Source organism: Leclercia adecarboxylata (genome assembly GCF_035787115.1).
GTDB lineage: Bacteria > Pseudomonadota > Gammaproteobacteria > Enterobacterales > Enterobacteriaceae > Enterobacter > Enterobacter adecarboxylatus_E.
Window position 1 is genome coordinate 169,761 of sequence record NZ_JALKTL010000007.1, and the last position, 17,738, is coordinate 187,498.

General features: G+C 56.3%; 19 protein-coding genes. 8 read left to right on the plus strand and 11 right to left on the minus strand.

Annotation, left to right across the window (positions count from 1 at the left end):
* Both ilvB and ivbL read right to left on the minus strand, forming a co-directional pair.
* Positions 1-1,689, minus strand: a complete 1,689-nt coding sequence (ilvB, locus tag MXM41_RS19630) for an acetolactate synthase large subunit (protein ID WP_325933831.1) — start codon at positions 1,687-1,689, stop codon at positions 1-3.
* Between the two features lie 102 nt (positions 1,690-1,791).
* Positions 1,792-1,890, minus strand: a complete 99-nt coding sequence (gene ivbL / locus MXM41_RS19635; protein ID WP_103824263.1) for an ilvB operon leader peptide IvbL — start codon at positions 1,888-1,890, stop codon at positions 1,792-1,794.
* Positions 1,891-2,413: 523 nt separating this feature from the next.
* Here ivbL and tisB point away from each other — a divergent pair.
* The 6 genes from tisB (at position 2,414) to dsdA (ending at position 6,848) form a co-directional block, all read left to right on the plus strand.
* A complete protein-coding gene (gene tisB, locus MXM41_RS19640; RefSeq protein ID WP_039032257.1) occupies positions 2,414-2,503 on the plus strand; it encodes a type I toxin-antitoxin system toxin TisB in 90 nt (29 codons plus the stop codon).
* Positions 2,504-2,569: 66 nt separating this feature from the next.
* Entirely contained in the window at positions 2,570-3,016 is a 447-nt protein-coding gene (locus tag MXM41_RS19645) for a GNAT family N-acetyltransferase (RefSeq protein WP_325933832.1), read from the plus strand.
* Between the two features lie 186 nt (positions 3,017-3,202).
* Entirely contained in the window at positions 3,203-4,387 is a 1,185-nt protein-coding gene (gene emrD, locus MXM41_RS19650; protein ID WP_325933833.1) for a multidrug efflux MFS transporter EmrD, read from the plus strand.
* A gap of 117 nt (positions 4,388-4,504) precedes the next feature.
* Positions 4,505-5,032: a hypothetical protein gene (locus tag MXM41_RS19655; protein WP_325933834.1), complete on the plus strand. Its 528-nt coding sequence runs from the start codon at positions 4,505-4,507 to the stop codon at positions 5,030-5,032.
* Positions 5,023-5,439, plus strand: coding sequence for a type II toxin-antitoxin system YafO family toxin (locus MXM41_RS19660; protein ID WP_325933835.1), 417 nt, complete (start codon positions 5,023-5,025; stop codon positions 5,437-5,439). Before MXM41_RS19655 ends, MXM41_RS19660 begins: the two co-directional genes overlap by 10 nt.
* A 107-nt stretch (positions 5,440-5,546) precedes the next feature.
* Complete coding sequence (gene dsdA, locus MXM41_RS19665) at positions 5,547-6,848, plus strand: D-serine ammonia-lyase (RefSeq protein WP_325933836.1); 1,302 nt, start codon at positions 5,547-5,549, stop codon at positions 6,846-6,848.
* A 1-nt stretch (position 6,849) separates the two neighbouring features.
* Here the strand turns inward: dsdA and MXM41_RS19670 are convergent, their stop codons facing one another.
* From MXM41_RS19670 to MXM41_RS19690, 5 genes are all read right to left on the minus strand, one after another.
* Positions 6,850-7,953, minus strand: a complete 1,104-nt coding sequence (locus MXM41_RS19670) for an anaerobic sulfatase maturase (protein ID WP_418936801.1) — start codon at positions 7,951-7,953, stop codon at positions 6,850-6,852.
* Positions 7,950-8,312 (minus strand): DUF202 domain-containing protein, encoded by a 363-nt coding sequence (locus MXM41_RS19675; protein ID WP_325933840.1) that lies wholly within the window; start codon positions 8,310-8,312, stop codon positions 7,950-7,952. The genes MXM41_RS19670 and MXM41_RS19675 overlap by 4 nt, the downstream gene beginning before the upstream one ends.
* The gene (locus tag MXM41_RS19680; RefSeq protein ID WP_325933842.1) at positions 8,302-8,649 is read right to left on the minus strand and encodes a YidH family protein; all 348 of its coding nucleotides are present in this window, start codon (positions 8,647-8,649) and stop codon (positions 8,302-8,304) included. Before MXM41_RS19680 ends, MXM41_RS19675 begins: the two co-directional genes overlap by 11 nt.
* Positions 8,650-8,710: 61 nt before the next feature.
* Positions 8,711-10,204, minus strand: coding sequence for a sulfatase-like hydrolase/transferase (locus MXM41_RS19685; RefSeq protein ID WP_325933843.1), 1,494 nt, complete (start codon positions 10,202-10,204; stop codon positions 8,711-8,713).
* Positions 10,201-11,916: a solute:sodium symporter family transporter gene (locus tag MXM41_RS19690; protein ID WP_325933844.1), complete on the minus strand. Its 1,716-nt coding sequence runs from the start codon at positions 11,914-11,916 to the stop codon at positions 10,201-10,203. Before MXM41_RS19690 ends, MXM41_RS19685 begins: the two co-directional genes overlap by 4 nt.
* Before the next feature lie 168 nt (positions 11,917-12,084).
* On the opposite strand from MXM41_RS19690, the gene MXM41_RS19695 reads away from it, so the two are divergent.
* A complete protein-coding gene (locus MXM41_RS19695; RefSeq protein ID WP_325933845.1) occupies positions 12,085-12,966 on the plus strand; it encodes an AraC family transcriptional regulator in 882 nt (293 codons plus the stop codon).
* Positions 12,967-12,988: 22 nt separating this feature from the next.
* Here the strand turns inward: MXM41_RS19695 and MXM41_RS19700 are convergent, their stop codons facing one another.
* From MXM41_RS19700 to ibpA, 3 genes are all read right to left on the minus strand, one after another.
* Positions 12,989-14,647 carry a putative transporter gene (locus MXM41_RS19700; protein WP_325933846.1) on the minus strand — a complete coding sequence of 553 codons (1,659 nt, stop codon included), beginning with the start codon at positions 14,645-14,647 and terminating at the stop codon, positions 12,989-12,991.
* 193 nt (positions 14,648-14,840) lie between these two features.
* The gene (gene ibpB / locus MXM41_RS19705; protein WP_114316312.1) at positions 14,841-15,269 is read right to left on the minus strand and encodes a small heat shock chaperone IbpB; all 429 of its coding nucleotides are present in this window, start codon (positions 15,267-15,269) and stop codon (positions 14,841-14,843) included.
* Positions 15,270-15,406: 137 nt separating this feature from the next.
* Positions 15,407-15,817, minus strand: a complete 411-nt coding sequence (gene ibpA, locus MXM41_RS19710) for a small heat shock chaperone IbpA (protein ID WP_032615564.1) — start codon at positions 15,815-15,817, stop codon at positions 15,407-15,409.
* A gap of 311 nt (positions 15,818-16,128) precedes the next feature.
* On the opposite strand from ibpA, the gene MXM41_RS19715 reads away from it, so the two are divergent.
* Entirely contained in the window at positions 16,129-16,461 is a 333-nt protein-coding gene (locus tag MXM41_RS19715) for a YceK/YidQ family lipoprotein (RefSeq protein ID WP_325933848.1), read from the plus strand.
* Here MXM41_RS19715 and MXM41_RS19720 read toward each other — a convergent pair whose 3' ends face one another.
* The gene (locus MXM41_RS19720) at positions 16,462-17,688 is read right to left on the minus strand and encodes a DUF3748 domain-containing protein (RefSeq protein WP_325933849.1); all 1,227 of its coding nucleotides are present in this window, start codon (positions 17,686-17,688) and stop codon (positions 16,462-16,464) included.
* Positions 17,689-17,738: the final 50 nt, after the last annotated feature.

The window sequence follows — 17,738 nt, forward strand, 5'->3', positions numbered from 1 at the left end:
TTATTCCCCCACCATTTCTGTATTGGCCGCACCCGGCGGTACCATCGGATAAACTTTTTGTTGTGGATCGATACGCACGTGGATCAGTGCCGGGCCTGGACGTGAGATCACCGCCTGCAGTGCGGCCTGGGCATCCTCTTCGGCGTTCAGATCGCAGGTATGCAGGCCAAAACCGGCGGCGATCTGCATAAAGTTGATCGTCCCCGGATAAGTGGCGGCAAACACGCCCTGCTTGTAGAACAGGCTCTGCTGCTGATGCACCAGACCCAGCGCTTCGTTGTTCATCAGGATGATTTTCACATCCAGCTGGTTTTCCGCCGCGGTGGCCATCTCCTGAATGTTCATCATCAGGCTGCCATCGCCGGAGAAGCAGATTACCTTGCGATCCGGGTTAGCCAGCGCTGCGCCAACGGCGGCAGGCAGGCCAAAGCCCATGGTCCCCAGCCCGCCGGAGGTCAGCCACTGGCGCGGACGGTTCAGCGGATAGGCCTGGGCGGTCCACATCTGATGCTGACCGACGTCAGTGGTGATAATGGCGCTGTCATCCACGCAGGCGGCCACGGCGTTGATCAGCCCGTAGTGGCTCAGCGGATCGCCGCCCGTCGGAATGGCGCCCGGGAACTCCTGTTGCAGGCCGGTAACCTGCTCACGCCACGCGGTGCGCGGGGTGGCCTCAACCTGTGGCAGCAGCTGGGCCAGCACTTCGTTGACATCGCCCTGAATCGCCACGTGCGGCTGCTTAATTTTGCCCAGCTCCGCGCGGTCGATATCCACGTGAATGATTCTGGCATTCGGGCAGAACTGCTCGGTTTTGCCAATCGCCCGGTCATCAAAACGTGCACCCAGAACGATCAGCAGATCGGCTTCCTGCAAAATAAAGTTAGTGCTGCGCGCGCCGTGCATCCCGAGCATGCCCAGCGACAGCGGGTGCGCTTTTGGCAGCATGCCCAGCGCCATCAGGGTCATGGTGGTCGGCAGGCTGGCTTTTTCGGCCAGAGCACGTACCGCGTCAGGCGCATCGATTACCCCGCCGCCCAGATAGAGCACCGGACGCTGGGCGGCGTTAATCATCGCCGCCGCGTCGCGCACGCTCTCAACGCTGAATGCTGGCGATGGCGCGCGGCTACCCGGCTCGGGCAGAACCTCGATCTCGATTTCAGCGGTCTGCACATCCTTAGGAATGTCTATCCACACCGGACCCGGACGACCGGACTGCGCAATGCGGAATGCATCGCTGATAACCTGCGGTAATTCGCTGATATCGCGCACTAAATAGTTGTGCTTGGTGATGGGGATAGAGATGCCGTAGGTGTCTACTTCCTGAAACGCATCGGTGCCGATCATCGAGGCGGGCACCTGGCCGGTAATGCAGACTAACGGAATTGAATCGAGGCGCGCATCGGCGATGGCGGTCACCAGGTTGGTGGCCCCCGGCCCGCTACAGGCCATGCAGACCGCCGGTTTGCCCTGGGTACGAGCCATGCCCTGCGCGATAAAGCCTGCGCCCTGCTCGTGTCGCGCCAGCACGTGGCGGATCTGCGTGCTCTGGCTTAACGCGTCATACAGAGGGAGTACCGTCCCGCCAGGAATACCCGCAACCGTGGTAATGCCCTGACGTTCCAGCAGATGAACGATTAACTGCGCGCCAGTGAAACGCGTCTTGTGTGATGTTGTGCCCGAACTTGCCATGCTCCAGTCCTTTTATTCTGAGCCGACTTTCCGGGGGGCTTTAAACGAAAAACCCCGCCGGTTTGCGCCGGCGGGGTTTGGAATCGTGTGTTGATCCAGTCCCTACGGCGCATTGCCGACGACCACCACCACACGCACGACGACCACTGCGGCTGGGTGCGCAGTTTTTAGTAGAGTCGCGGTGTTCATGGATGCAGTCATGGGGGACCTGTCTCTGGAATCATTGAGTGGATTTATACAAGCACAGGTTTGCAGGCGTGACAACGGAATTATTTTCATCTGCCTGAAAATGCGTCAGGGATCACGTTTCGTTTGTTGGATGATGAAAACAAAAAACCCCGCCGGAGCGAGGTCTTTTTTACAGCGTTTGCGGCTGGTGACCGCAGAGCACACTGTGTTACGTCAACGCAAGAAGTATACGCGATCGCACAGGAACGCGCAATTTCGGCACGGATTTCGACGCTTTTGAGTATGGATCCCTCTTCACGTTTTGTCCATAAATTACTGTTCATATATACAGTATTTATCTATACTGGGTGTGTTCACAGGGTGTGAGGGGAGCCGCACGTGGTACACCGGCGCAACGAAGTCCTGGCTGAAACGGGTGGTGCCGTCAGCGCCTCCACTCCCCACCTGAGCACACTGTGTTACGTCAACAAAGGTGCTGGTTACAGGCGGCGGAAAGGTACGCCAGCATCGTGCTCCTTAACCAGAGGAGACGCGTATGAGCGTAGTGGATATGGTTGTACTTATCCTCAAACTCATTGTTGCAGCACTGCAACTGCTTGATGCTGTCCTGAAATACGTTAAGTGATTCAGGTTCAAGCCGCACCTGGGAGGGGCGGGAAACCGCCCCTCTCTAATAACGAGGGAATGCTCTATGTTGCGTTTGTTAATTGAGCCTGTCACGCCGGATGAACCGGGGTATATCGCGCTTAAAACCGAAAGCACCGCGCTCAACTTCAATATGTTGCGCAGGCTCGAAGAGAACTGGGAGCGGGGTGAAAATCGCTTCAACGCCCCAGGTGAAAAGCTGCTGGGCGCGTTTCTGAACGGCAAACTGGTGGGGATTTGCGGGCTAAACCGCGATCCGTTCAGCCAGCAGCCGCGGGCCGGCCGCATTCGTCATCTCTATATCAGCGAAAGCTGCCGGGGGCAGGGTATCGGCAAACAGCTCCTCGCCGTGGTGATGGCCGATGCCAGCGTCTGGTTCGATTTTCTCAATACCCATGCGCCCCAGACCGCCTGGGCATTCTATCAGCGGGCTGGCTTTACGCTGGTCGTGGATGAACCGCGCGTCACGCACCGGCTTTTTTGCGCGGTTTAAGCGAATGAATTAACGCTGGCAACATTCGTTGCCGCTGTCGTTTAAAAATCCTGCCTTCTCGCCCCTTCCCGTTCTTCGGGCGGGTACTTAACTTGTCATTTTCCTGTGGTAGATTCCTCGAGCATTTATGGGAATGCGTAGTCACTTATTCTTTATTTATCACTTTTGGCAAAAGTATTCAGCGATATGAAAAGACAGCGGAACGTTAATTTACTCTTGATGTTGATATTGCTGGTCGCCGTCGGTCAGATGGCGCAAACCATCTATATCCCGGCCATTGCGGACATGGCGAAGGAACTGCATGTCCGTGAAGGGGCGATCCAGAGCGTGATGGGCGCCTATCTGCTGACCTATGGCGTGTCACAGCTATTCTACGGCCCGCTCTCCGATCGCGTGGGTCGCCGTCCGGTGATTCTGGTCGGCATGACGATTTTTATGATCGCCACGGCCTTTGCCATGACCACCCACAGCCTGAGCGTGCTGATTACCGCCAGCGCGTTGCAGGGCGTTGGCACCGGCGTCGGCGGAGTGATGGCGCGCACCTTGCCGCGCGATCTGTATGAAGGCAGCCAGTTGCGTCATGCCAACAGCCTGCTGAACATGGGTATCCTCGTCAGCCCGCTGCTGGCACCGCTGATTGGCGGCCTGCTGAATACCGTCTGGTCCTGGCGCGCCTGCTTTGGCTTTCTGCTGGCGCTGTGCGCCATCGTCACCTTCAGCATGGCGCGCTGGATGCCGGAAACCCGGCCTTCTGAGGCGCCACGCACCCGGCTTATCGCCAGCTACAAGACCCTCTTCGGCAACGGGGCGTTTAACTGTTATGTGCTGATGCTGGTGGGCGGCCTGGCGGGTATTGCCGTTTTCGAAGCCAGTTCAGGCGTGCTGCTGGGCGCCGGGCTGGGCCTCAGCAGTATGGTGGTGAGTATTCTGTTTATCCTGCCGATCCCGGCGGCGTTTTTCGGCGCCTGGTTTGCCGGACGCGCTAACAAACGCTTTACCACCCTGATGTGGCAGTCGGTGGTGAGCTGCCTGCTGGCCGGGCTGATGATGTGGATCCCGGGCCTGTTCGGGGTGATGAACGTCTGGACCTTGCTTATCCCTGCGGCGCTGTTCTTCTTTGGCGCGGGGATGCTGTTCCCGCTGGCGACCAGCGGCGCGATGGAGCCCTTCCCGTTCCTCGCGGGCACCGCCGGAGCGCTGGTGGGGGGATTACAGAATATCGGCTCCGGCGCGCTGGCGTGGCTTTCGGCAATGATGCCGCAAAACGGACAGGCGAGCCTGGGGCTACTGATGACCTTAATGGGCCTGCTGATTGTGCTGTGCTGGCTGCCGCTGGCCTCCCGCGCCTCGCATCATGAGCAGGCGGTGTGATCGTACTCTGGCCCGGGTTCTTGTCGGGCCCCCGCTAAAAAACTTCTTTTAGCGTATAGTTAAATACAGTAGTAGAATGTCACGCCTCGTCGAGAAAAGACGATTATGGAGTCTATCGTGAAATTCAAAATTCAGCATTTGCAGGCAGCTGTGGCACTGGTTATTACCAGCCTCCAGCCGCAACCCAAAGCGGTTGCGTGTCAGCCTACGATTGTCGAACGGGTTTACGAGATGGGCGCAAAAGTCAACAAAACCGATATTAGCGATCTCACGGCGGCGCTGAATGAGGTTGCTGACGATCTCAGATCAAGCCGCGCTGAACTCGCGCGATATGCTGATAGCGATTTCAACGCCGCAGCTAAAATTGCGATGGAGATTTCGAGCCAAACTATTCATGTTGCAGGTATCGCTGAATCCTTTGTCCTGATGCTACCCGAAAAGGAGATCATCATGGCGTATGACAAAGCCTCTGTAGAATTCGCGTTCGTGAAAGCCATTAAAATGGTCAGTCTGGCGACTAAAAACTATCTTAGCCTCATCGATCAGATTACGCGTAAGACAAGTCCCAGAGAATCAGGAGCAGACTTTGTTGCGATGCAGCACCTTCTTGAAACCGGCAACAAGGCCGCATCCAGATGGATGTAACTGCTGAATACAGCAGTGTTACATGGGATGAATTCTTTCTTCCCACTTTTAGCGTTTATCCTGGCCTTGAAACTCAGCTTAAATCTGAATTTATTACTTATAAATCAACAGGTTCACCTTCTGATTTGTTAGGCCGGGACGCCCCTTTTGATTTTCCACCCTTCGCGGTTGACGCAAACGTTCATCATATTCACGTTAATTTGCATAATCAGAAGGTCTGGCGAGAGCGGCAGGAGAACTACCACCGTACCAGCGATCACTACCTGATTTACACCGAACATATGTGGGAATCAGGCAAATTCATGCTGATGGGCCTGATTACACCGGCTCACCAACGTATGCCTTCTGGTGATAATCGTCTACTGAGCTACTTTGCTGATGTTGCAGAAGGCTTTCACGCCTCCTGACCCTCCACCCTTCCAGCGTCTGTTTTCGTATTACTTTCGCGAACTATTTCTTGCACTGGCCGACTCTTTCCTGCTTTCTTTCGTTATCCAGCGCGAAGAGATCTCTTATGAAAAACGCAAACATCACCACCTTAATTGCACAGTATCCTCTGGTTGAGGATCTGATCGCCCTGAAAGAAACCACCTGGCTCAACCCGAAAGCCACCACCCTGGCCGCAGGGCTGCCGTATGTCGGGCTGACCGAAGCCGATGTGGAGGATGCCCGGGAACGTCTGAAGCGCTTTGCGCCTTACCTGGCGAAAGCGTTCCCGGAAACGGCGGCCAGCAAGGGGATCATCGAATCGGAACTGGTGGCCATTCCATTGATGCAAAAACGGCTGGAAAAAGAGTTTGATACCTCCCTCCCCGGCACGCTGCTGCTGAAAAAAGACAGCCATCTGCCCATCTCCGGCTCCATCAAAGCCCGTGGCGGCATCTATGAAGTGCTGACCCACGCGGAAAAACTGGCCCTTGCCGCCGGGCTGCTCAGCCCCGACGACGATTACAGCATTCTGCTGGAGCCGCGCTTCAAAGACTTCTTCAGCCAGTACAGCATCGCCGTGGGCTCGACCGGCAACCTGGGACTGTCCATCGGCATTATGAGCGCCCGTATCGGCTTTAAGGTGACGGTACATATGTCTGCCGACGCCCGGGAGTGGAAGAAAGCCAGACTGCGCAGTCACGGCGTGACGGTGGTCGAATATGAGCAGGACTACGGCGTGGCGGTGGAGCAAGGGCGCAAGGCGGCAGAAAGCGATCCGAACTGTTTCTTCATTGACGATGAAAACTCCCGCACTCTGTTCTTAGGCTATGCCGTGGCAGGCGAGCGCCTGAAGGCGCAGTTTGCCCAACAGGGGCGCGTGGTGGATGCGAACCATCCGCTGTTTGTCTATCTGCCCTGCGGCGTGGGCGGCGGCCCCGGCGGCGTGGCGTTCGGGCTGAAGCTGGCCTTTGGCGACAATGTGCACTGTTTCTTTGCCGAACCCACCCACTCGCCCTGCATGCTGCTGGGGGTGTATACCGGGCTGCATGACCAGGTTGCCGTTCAGGATCTGGGGATCGATAACCTCACCGCGGCGGATGGCCTGGCGGTCGGACGCGCGTCCGGTTTTGTTGGTCGCGCCATGGAGCGCCTGCTTGACGGGTTCTACACTATCTCCGATCGGAGCATGTACAACATGCTGGGCTGGCTGGCCCAGGAGGAGAATATTCGTCTTGAGCCGTCCGCCCTGGCAGGAATGGCCGGGCCGGTACGCCTCGCGGCCTCCGGTCACGTTGCGCTGGAGAACGCGACCCACCTGGTGTGGGCGACCGGCGGCGGCATGGTGCCGGAAGAGGAGATGGCGACGTATCTGGCGAAAGGGCAGTAACTTACTGGCTCTGGCGTAGCAGGGCCATAAGCTCTACGGGTGAACGGTGATAGCGGATTAAATCGCGCATCACCCGCATATGCGGGGCACAGTGGCGGAAGAAGGCCAGATACCCGGCACAGAGCGCGCTTTTGCCCTCCACCCGGTGTTTCGGGCAGTCGCCGTTGCACAGGGGAAGAACCGGACAAGCCCGGCACTCGCCGGATAAGGCGGTTTGTTTATGCTGGCCGAAGGCAATGGCCGCCTCGCTTTTATTAAGCTGTGCCAGCGGCGTCTGGTGGATGTTACCCAGCCGGTACCCGGGGTAAACATAGTGATCGCACTGGTAGAGATCGCCATTGGCCTCCAGCGCAAAGGCGTGGCCGCAGGTTTCAGCAAGAGAGCACATCTGCGACGGATAGCCGCACCATACGCCTAACGTCGAGTCGAAAAGCTGCACAAAGACGCGACCAATATCCTCCCGCACCCAGATATCAAAGATCGTCGACAGGAACGCCCCCCACTGCCGATCGCTGACCGACTCCGGATTGTCGTGCTCCTGCAGCGGAATAAACTGCAGATATGGCGTGCCCAGCGCGCGTAAATAACGATACATGCGCTCCGGCTGGCGGCTGTTCTGACGGTTGATGACCGTCAGCAGGTTAAACGACACCCGGTGCGCGCGCAGTTTCTCTACCGCTGCCAGCACCTTGTGGTGGGTAGGCTTGCCGCTGCGGCTGACCCGGTAAGCGTCATGCAGCGCCGCAGGCCCATCGAGAGAAATGCCCACCAGCCAGCCCTGTTCGCGAAAAAACGTACACCAGGCGTCATTGAGCAGGATCCCGTTGGTCTGAAACGCGTTGTGGATACGTTTTCCCGCGCCGTACCGGTGTTGCAGTTCCGCCACGCGGCGAAAGAAATCCAGCCCGCAGAGCGTGGGTTCTCCCCCCTGCCAGGCAAACTGCACCTCTGGCCCCGGCTGCGCGGCGATATGCTGCTGGATGAAGTGCTCAAGAGTAGCGTCATCCATGATCGGCTGTTGGGGTTTATCGATATAGAAGCAGTAACGGCAATCGAGATTGCACCGCGAGCTGGCTGGCTTGGCCATAACCTGACATCCTGTCATGTAAAATCCCTGATAAAAATAATGAGATGGCGAACATGGCTAGCAGCAAACAGCAATGCGAGGGACAACACTGCGAGGGCGATCATAAATTTAATACGCACCGGTCGGGATGATGAAAAATCATACAGCGCAACATCCATCCGCGCCCGGCTGCGGGTGTAATACCAGAGGATCAGCGCCGCGATTGCCAGTACCCCCAGCGCCACCCAGAACAGCGGGCCCGCCTGCTGCCAGTTATGTTTGATCGCCAGCATCATCAGCGCGCCGTAGCCCAGCAGGGTACGCAGCCAGGCGAGCGAGGTTCGCTCCGGCTGCAGCCCTGGATCGGCCATGCGGCGCGCTTTGCGGCTATCCGCCATACAGCACCAGTCCCATGACAATCACCGCCACCACCATCAGGATCAGGCTGATAATCAGCAGGCTGTGGGTATAGGGCATATCTTCTTTCAGCCGCATCGCCTTCTCGTTACGCAGCCAACGCAGATAGCCGTAGATGGCAAGCCCACCCGCAAAAAGGCACAGCAGCAGCGCCAGCAGCTGGCGGATCACCGGCGTCGCAAAATCAGGAGCCAGCTGGTCAAGGCCGACACCGGCCGCCAGAAAGCCCAGCGCGGTGCGGATCCAGGCCAGAAAGGTACGCTCGTTTGCCAGCGAGAAGCGATAATCCGGCGCTTCACCAAGGCGGGAAATTTTCATCTGCATTCCTTTTTGCTGTCATTGCCAGACGACGGCCTAAACGCCTTATCCGGCATTGTAGTCAGAACTTCTGTTTTTTCTCCTCCACTTTGACACCCTGAGTCGGTAAGCCGGTGTCATAGTCGCGCACTACCGGGGAGTAACCGTCTTCCGGACGTGGCCGGAAAGCCCCCATCCAGCGCGGCGTGGCATCTTTACGCCACGGGCGCAGACTCCACTGATAGGTACGGAAAGGATCGCGGATTTTATCCATATAATCCAGCAGCGCATCATGCATTCTGAGACGAACATCTTCGAACTCAGGCGCATCGATCAGGTTCTTGAGCTCATCAGGATCGTTTCGTCTGTCGTAAAGCTCATCGCTGGTAAACAGGTTCAATACCAGTTTCCAGTCGTCCGTCACCCAGCAGCGCACCGGAATAAAGCCGCCAAAACTGTCGTGCTCAATCTCATAGCGGTTGAACTCCACCATCACGCCGCGCGGCTTCGCAACGGCCAGGATATTTTCGCCAGGCAGAATGTCTGGTCTGGGAATGCCCGCCAGCGCCATCATGGTTGGCAGAAGATCGATATGGCTGACAGGCGTATCAACCTGACGACGCTCTCCCTGCGGCGAGCGCATAATCAGTGGGATACGGGTAATGTCATCGTACATTGCTGCCCCTTTGCTGATGAGCTTATGGGCACCCATCATTTCCCCGTGATCGGAGGTATAGATCACCCAGGTGTTATCCCGCTGCGCCGGCGTTAACGCCGCGATCACCCGGCCAATCTGGTCATCGACAAAGTCATTGCAGGCAAAATAGAGAGGATGGTAATAGCGCCCATCCTCCCCCACCGGAGAGGGCATCGCCTGAGACCACAGGCGATGGTGCTCGGGCTTATCCTTCAGCGGATCATGCGCTCTCGCCCCGAGGTCGTAATAAAAGTCCTGATACTTCTCCAGATACTCAACCGGGCAGGTAAAAGGGTGATGTGGTTCGTCATACGACACCACCATCAGAAACGGCTCATCGTCGCGCGCAGGCTGATGGAGAAAATCGACCGCCCGGTTGCTGATGCGGTGCGCCCAGGTAAAGGTCTCATCGATATTGTTGGCCTGTAAATCTTCAATGCTGTTCAGGCCGTTACGCCACAGGCCGATCTCTTGCTCGGTCAGTTCCGCAAGGTAATTGGCCCCGTCATACCAGTAATCGGCATCCCACTCCGGGGGGCACTCGCCGGTGCCAAAATAGTCATGCCCGTCGAGGTGCCACTTGCCGATATAGCAGGTGTGGTAGCCCGCGTCCTTAAAATAGCGGCCCATAGTGGCGATGTTTTTCCCCGGCGCGACGTTGTTGGTCCACGGGCCGGACTGGTTGGCATAGATGCCGGTAAATAAGCCCGCTCGCGCGGGTGTGCATACCGGCGAACAGGTATAGGCGGAGTTAAAGCGAATTCCTTCTGCCGCCAGCGCGTCAATATTATTTGTATTCAGCGGCTTGCCGCTATAGCAGCCCACCATATTGGTAGCCTGGGTATCGGTCATAATGAAGAGAAAATTAGGGCGACTCATGCTTTATCCTTAGCGTCACAGACACTCTGCACAGTGGCGGAACGGCGTGTCTGCCAGCTGCTGAAAATGATGTAAATCACCACGACTGCCGTGATGGTATAGCTGATAACCGTCAACCATCGGGTGTGATAACCGCCGAACTGTGCCAGGCCGGAATAGACGCCAATCATGGCGGCGAGAATGCCAACAGACGCGATTTTCGCGTTTTTCCATGGCTGCATATCCACGGCAAAGGCATCATGAAATTTGAACGGCGTCGCACGCGGCTTAATCGCGCCGATCAGTAACATCACCACCACATTGATGCAGAAGGTGCAGGCCAGGACGTATAGAAAATGGAAATCGAACTTCACCAGGTAATTGATGGTGATGTAACTGACAATACCGAGCCCCATTGCCACCTTAGCGGCCAGCGCCGGGATGCGCGGAAAGAAGAAGCCCATAATGATGATGGTCACCAGCGGCACGTTATAGATGCCGTTGAGCTGCTTCATCCAGCTGTAGAGACCTTCTGGCGCATTGGCGATCCACGGCGCAACCAGTACCGAAATCACCGCGATAAAGAGTCCAAATCTGCGCCCGACGTGCACCAGTTGTTCAGGTTGCGCATTCTGATTAATGATGCGGCGGTAGATGCCCATGCTGAATAGCGTGCTGGCGCTGTTTAAAAAGCCATTAAACGTGCTGATGACGGCGCCAAATAACACCGCGCCAAAAAAACCGACCAGAGGGACAGGCAGAACGTTATTGACCAGCGTGGGATAGGCCATATCTGCTTTCGGTAGATCCTGATACAGGTGAAAAGCAATCAACCCCGGCAAGACCAGCACCAGCGGATCGAGCATTTTCAACACCGCGGTGAGCAACGCCCCTTTTTGCCCTTCGGCAAGGCTTTTGGACGCCAGCGTACGCTGAACGATGCCCTGATTTGTACACCAGTAAAAGGTGTTCACCAGAATCAAACCGGTAAAGGCCGCACCAATCGGCAGCGGATCGTTCGCCCCGCCGATAGAGTTTAATTTCTCGGCATGCACGGTGGTCAGTTGCTCAATGCCCTGCACAAAACTGCCCTTGCCCATTGCGATCAGACCAAACACCGGCACCATCAGGCCGCCAATCACCAGGCCAATGCCGTTGATAGAGTCGGCCACTGCCATCGCCCTCAGCCCTCCTATCACGGCGTAAATGATTCCCGCCATGCCGAGCAAAACCACCAGCAACCAGATGGCCGCGCCCTGCGAGATCTGCAACGACTCGCCGATATGAAACAGGCTGTTAAGCGCCAGCGCGCCGGAATAGAGCACGATCGGCAGGAAGCAGACGCCGGTAGCGATAAGAAAACAAAAGTCGATGATAATGCGCGTGGTTTTGTCGTACCGTTCTTCCAGAAAATCGGGAATAGTGGCGATACCACGTTGCAGATAACGCGGCAGGAAGATCAGCGCCAGAAAGATTAAGGTCACCGCCGAGGTAACTTCCCAGCCCATCACCGACATTCCGCTTTTGTACGCCTGCCCGGAGAGGCCGACCAGCTGTTCAGTGGAGAGGTTAGTGAGCATCAGGGAAGCGGCAATGACCGGCGCTTTTAGCGACCGCCCGGCCAGAAAATAACCCTGCTGCGATCCGGTATCCGTTTTACGGATCTTCCACCAGGTGATAATCGCCACCAGTAGCGTAAAACCGACGAAGCTCAAAATTTGTAGCGTATTCATCTCATAGCCCTTGTTGTTGATTATGTCCCGGCCGCTGTAGGGTTAACTGAGGTTATTGCTTGCCGGGTCAGGCAGTCAGATTTCTTAAAATACAAACGTCATATCCCTGAACGAATAATTTTCTGTTAGGTTCAGGTTGTAGGCATCATTCTCTGGCGGGAAATTAAAATGAATGGAAACTTGCAGAACGTGCATGTAAAAAACGAAACTACGTACAATATTCCGCTGTTGATTAATGAAAGTGTGATCTCAAGCGGAATTTCCTTAATTTCGTTGTGGCATACCTGCGCCGATGAAGACTACCGGGTTATATGGCCGCGGGATAAGAAAAAGCCGCTGATCGCCAATTCATGGGTTGCTGTCTATACCGTACAGGGTTGCGGAAAGATCCTGCTGCACAATGGCGAAGAAATTACTCTTAGCGGAAACTGTATTATTTTTTTAAAACCCACGGAGATAAAATCCTACCATTGCGCAGGATTAATCTGGGAACAATACTGGATGGAGTTTACGCCAACCAGCGTAATGGATATTCCGCTGCGTCAACAATGCGTTATTTATCATGGCGATGTTTATAACCAGGAGTTAATGGAAGTCTCGCAATTAATTACCGCTTCGGACCCCATGAAAAATAACCTGGCGGTTGCCTTTCTGACTAAACTAATTTATCAGTGGAGCTGCCTTATTTATGCCGAGGGTATAAAGGATCCCCAGCGAATACAAATTGAAAAGCTGATTGCGGCCCTGCATGCCAGCCTGCAACGGCGCTGGAGCGTTGCGGATATGGCGGCCACCATCCCCTGTAGCGAAGCCTGGCTGCGCCGTCTGTTTTTACGTTATACCGGTAAAACACCCAAAGAATATTATCTTGATGCCCGACTGGAGCTGGCGCTATCGCTGTTAAAGCAGGAGGGAAATACGGTCGGGCAGGTGGCAGATATGCTCAACTTCTTTGATTCGTTTCACTTCAGCAAAGCCTTTAAGCATAAATTCGGTTATGCGCCTTCGACGGTGTTGAAGGACCGGCCTCCTCTGGAGGCCGGTCAATAGATGCATGCAGCGAGCCGGGGGTTTAACTTACCCAGAACAGCACCGCCAGCAGCTGCGGCGTGATGATGCGCATAAACATCACCAGCGGATAGACCGTGGCGTAGGAGAGCGCCGCCGCACCGCTGGTGGCGTGCAGGTTGTTGGCAAAGGCCAGCGCCGGGGGATCGGTCATCGAACCGGCCAGCATGCCGCACAGGGTCAGGTAGTTCATCTTCACCAGCAGCCGCGCCAGAAGGCCCATGGTGATGAGCGGGACGGCGGTTATGAGGATACCGTAGCCAATCCAGCTCATGCCGTCGCCGTAAGCCAGCGTCTCGACAAAATCCCCACCCGACTTCAGCCCCACCACCGCCAGAAACAGCACGATCCCCAGCTCGCGCAGGGCAAGGTTGGCGCTCGGCGGCATAAACCAGTAGAGCTTACCCACGCAGCCGATACGCCCGAGGATCAGCGCCATAATCAGCGGCCCGCCAGCAAGCCCCAGCTTGAGCGCCACCGGGAACCCGGGCACATACAGCGGGATGGAGCCAAGCAGGACCCCGAGCCCGATGCCGATAAACACCGGCAGCATTTGTACCTGCTGTAGCTTTTGTTGCGCGTTACCCACCATATTGGCAACGGCATCGATGGATGCCGGACGCCCGACGAGATTAAGAATGTCGCCAAACTGCAGGCTGGCGTTCGGGCTGGCCATCAGCTCGATCCCGGAGCGGTTCAGCCGCGAGATCACCACGTCGTAGCGCTCTTTTACCTGCAGTTCGCGGATTTTTTTGCCCAAAACCTTCTCGTTGGTCACCACCACGCGCTCAACGCGCATGTCGGTGCCGCGGGTAGAGAGGGAAGTGTCCACCTCCTGGCCAATCACCAGCCGGGCGTTATGCAGGTCCGCCGGTTGCCCCACCAGATGCAGCAGGTCGCCTGTCTGGATCACCGTGCCGGGCAGCGGCACCATCAGCGTCTCCTCACGCTTAAGGCGAGAGCAGATAATGTTAGCGCTGTTGAGGATCGGCACATCCTGAATCGGCATGTTGTTCAGATTCGGGTTTTCGACGCGGATATTGATGGTTTTAATCAGCGCCTGGCCCTGGGTCAGGGTGGACTCATGCTGCCGGGCTTCCTGCTCAACGTCCACGCGAAACAGGAGGCGCATCAGCCACATGGTGAGCAGAATACCGCAGATGCCAAACGGGTAGGCCATCGCATAGCTCATGCCCATCTGATCGACGATGTCGGGTGCGATCCCCAGATCGCGCAGAATTTGCTGTCCGGCACCCAGCGCGGGAGTATTGGTTACCGCGCCGGAAAAAATGCCCAGTACCACCGGCAGCGGGATGGCGAAGAGTTTATGCAGCAGCGCGGTAACCAGCCCGCCCATCACCACAATACCCATCGCAAAAAGATTCAGGCGCAGACCCGAGACGCGCAGCGAAGCGAAAAAGCCGGGCCCGACCTGAATACCGATGGTGTAGACGAAGAGGATCAGGCCAAATTCCTGAATAAAATGCAGCATTTGCGCGCTAAGGGTAATGCCCAGCTGGTCGGCAAAGTGGCCGACAAATATCCCGCCAAACAGCACGCCGCCAATACCAAACCCCACGCCACGGATTTTGACATTCCCTATCCACAGCCCGACCACCGCAACCAATGCCAGAATACTGACCGTTAACGCTATATCACTCATGACGGCATCCCTGTGAATAACATTATAGTTAGCAGGGATTCTCGCAGAGCGCGGGCGGGCTGTATGGGCGTTGGCGCACAAAAAAGCCGAGGTAAACGCAAAACGGTCACCCGAAGGTGACCGTTTTTAATCTTTACGCCCTCTCCCTGTGGGAGAGGGTCGGGGTGAGGGCATCAGGCCGCACAAACCCGTATTAGCTATTCAATGCCGGGCGTTCGCTGATGGCGATCCGCTGCGGTGCAATCGCCTCCGGCACGTTGCGGGTGATATCGATATGCAGCAGCCCGTTAGTGAAGGTAGCACCCGTCACCTCCATATGTTCAGCGAGGGTAAAGCTCAGGCTGAACGGCTGAGTCACCAGGCCCTGGTGCAGCCATTTGGTTTCGGTTTCCGGTTTTTCCGGGGTGCCTTTTACCGTCAGGCGCGTGCCTTCCAGCTGAATATCGAGGTTCTGCTGGCTGAAGCCGGCCACCGCAAGCGTAATGCGATAGTGGTTATCGTCGCTCTTTTCAATGTTGTACGGCGGGAAGGTCTGGCTTTCGGTGGTGCTTTGCAGCGCGGAGGCCAGTTTGTCAAAACCGATCCACTGACGCAGCAGGGGGGATAAATCATAGTTACGCATACTAAATCTCCTTCTGAGAAGCGAGTCCGGTACAATTTATTTTTGTACACAATGGTTCCTGCAAATCCATATGGATTCACATATGCTCCCGATATCGGCAAGCATTCAGGTGTGGGCCGCCATAGCGACCCGAATCATTAATTAATTTCGATACGGCGCGGTTTTTTCGCTTCCGGAATAACACGTTCCAGATCGATATACAGCAGGCCGTTAACCAGGTTCGCGCCATGAACGTGAATGTTCTCAGCCAGCTGGAACTTACGTTCAAAGTTACGTTCTGCGATGCCCTGATACAGGTAGGTTCGCTCTTTCTGCTCGCCCGCATGAGCGCCTTTCACCACCAGCAGGTTGTCCTGAGCGGTGATCTCCAGTTCACTTTCAGCAAAACCGGCTACGGCAATCGCGATGCGATAGTGGTTTTCGTCCACCAGTTCAACATTGTATGGAGGGTAGCCATTGCTCTGGCTTTGGTTGTTTTCTAAATGATTGAACAGACGATCGAAGCCAATGGCTGAACGATAAAGCGGAGAAAGATCAAAGTTACGCATACAGTTAACACTCCTGAAATCAGCAAGAATTGTCGCCTTCCACCGTGGACAGGCTGGGGTATCCCAAACGCCCATCAGGCACGTTTGTTTATCGATACATCCTTAAAATGGGTCCGTTTGTGGTCTTTTCAAGCCTGCCGTTGCGAGAATTTTTTGCACTTTACGGGTACTGGAATAGACTGGGTCTACAGCACGTAAGGTTAAAATGCGATAGGTGCCACAGAGCGGTACTTTTCAACTATTCATTTTGACAATGGCCCGTTATAAACCCGGTTACAGGTCTGTGCCGTGCCATTGATGATGACTGACTGATGATGAAAAATGTTCTGATAAAGCTGACGACGTTCAGCGCGGTGGTTATGCTTTGCGGATGTTCGAGCGTGATGTCTCACACTGGCGGTAAAGAAGGAACGTATCCCGGAACGCGAGCCAGCGCGAACATGCTGGCCGATGACGACACCAACTGGGGCACCAAATCCCTGGTAGTACTGGATATGCCGTTTACTGCGGTTTTCGATACTCTGCTGCTGCCGTGGGACCTCTTCCGTACCGACAAATCCGTTCGCTCCCGCGTGGAGCAAAGCGAGCAGGAGACGCTGGCAACCAACGCCGTGATCCCGCCCGCCGAAATGCCTTCCCGCTGATTAGCGTCCGGTCTCTGTTACCCACAGCTGCCGGAAACCGTCGATCTCCTCCATCCAGGCAAGAGTGTGCCCATCCGGGGCGTAAACCACCGCATCACCCGACGGCGGGTTGCCGTGATCGGACGTCAAAAACGTCACTGCGCCAGATGCCGCGTCACAGGTCGCAATGCGATTCTCCAGCACAAATCCCAGCGAATGACCCGCCGGATGCCAGTTAAAGGCCGACTGAATATCGCCTGCGTTATGGGTCAGCTGACGGGGCTCTCCTCCTTCCGGCGCAATCAGCCACAGCTGCACCACGCCCTTATCATCCCGCATCAGAAACGCGATCTGGGTCGCCTGGGGGTTGCTGCGCACCCAGTGGCGCGGCACGTTCACCAGTCCCGGATAGCGGCTGTCGTGGGTGAAGGTTAAACGCCGCTGCATCACTCCGGCAGGCGGGGCGGGCATGCGCGCAGCCGTGCCCTGAAGCGGAGTATCGCCCGCCTGTTTCCAGCCCTTCTCCTCTTTTGGCAGATCAACGATGAACAGCTCCGGCACTTTTTCGCCGCTTGCGGAAAGGGTATCGCCGATAAAGGCCAGACGGTTGTTGCCCACCCAGCCCTCTTCATAGGCGCGGTTGATCTCATCGCTGCCCGGCTGCGGCACAGGCGTGGTGCGGCTGACCAGCACGCTCCAGTACGTACCGGCATATTCCCGCGGATGGTGGCCCGCAGGCGTCACCGGACCAAAGGGGGCCGCCACGCCCACGTTGCGGAGATCGTGCTTTGGATCGCGCGCGTGCAATACATGGTCGTTATAGGTAAAGCTGACGTACTGCCCGTCCGGGCTATAGACATGGACGTGGCTGCCGCCGCGCAGCGCGCCGGGCGTGAAGGGTGCGGTGATATCCATTGCATCAAGATTGCTCACCTGCCCGCGCTCTGCAATCACCCCCTGACGGTGGTGGAAATCATACTGCCAGTGGGCATCGGGACTCTGCGGACCGTGGATAAAAACGTATTTATCGTCCGTCGGATGAACGGTGACGACGCCCACATGCGCGCCGTTGCTGGCGCGATAAATCACCTCCACCTCGCCGGTTTTAACATTAACCCGCTCAATGGTTTCGCCGGTAAAGGACGCGCCGGAAGGGCGAACGTCAAAGACCAGCCATTGGCTGTCTGCGGTCCAGGTTCGGGTGTTGGTAAGCTGGTGGTGGCGGGGAGCGAAAGTGATTTGTTTCATGAGGATACCCTGATGCGCGGATGTCGCATCAGGGTATAGCATTGCAGGGG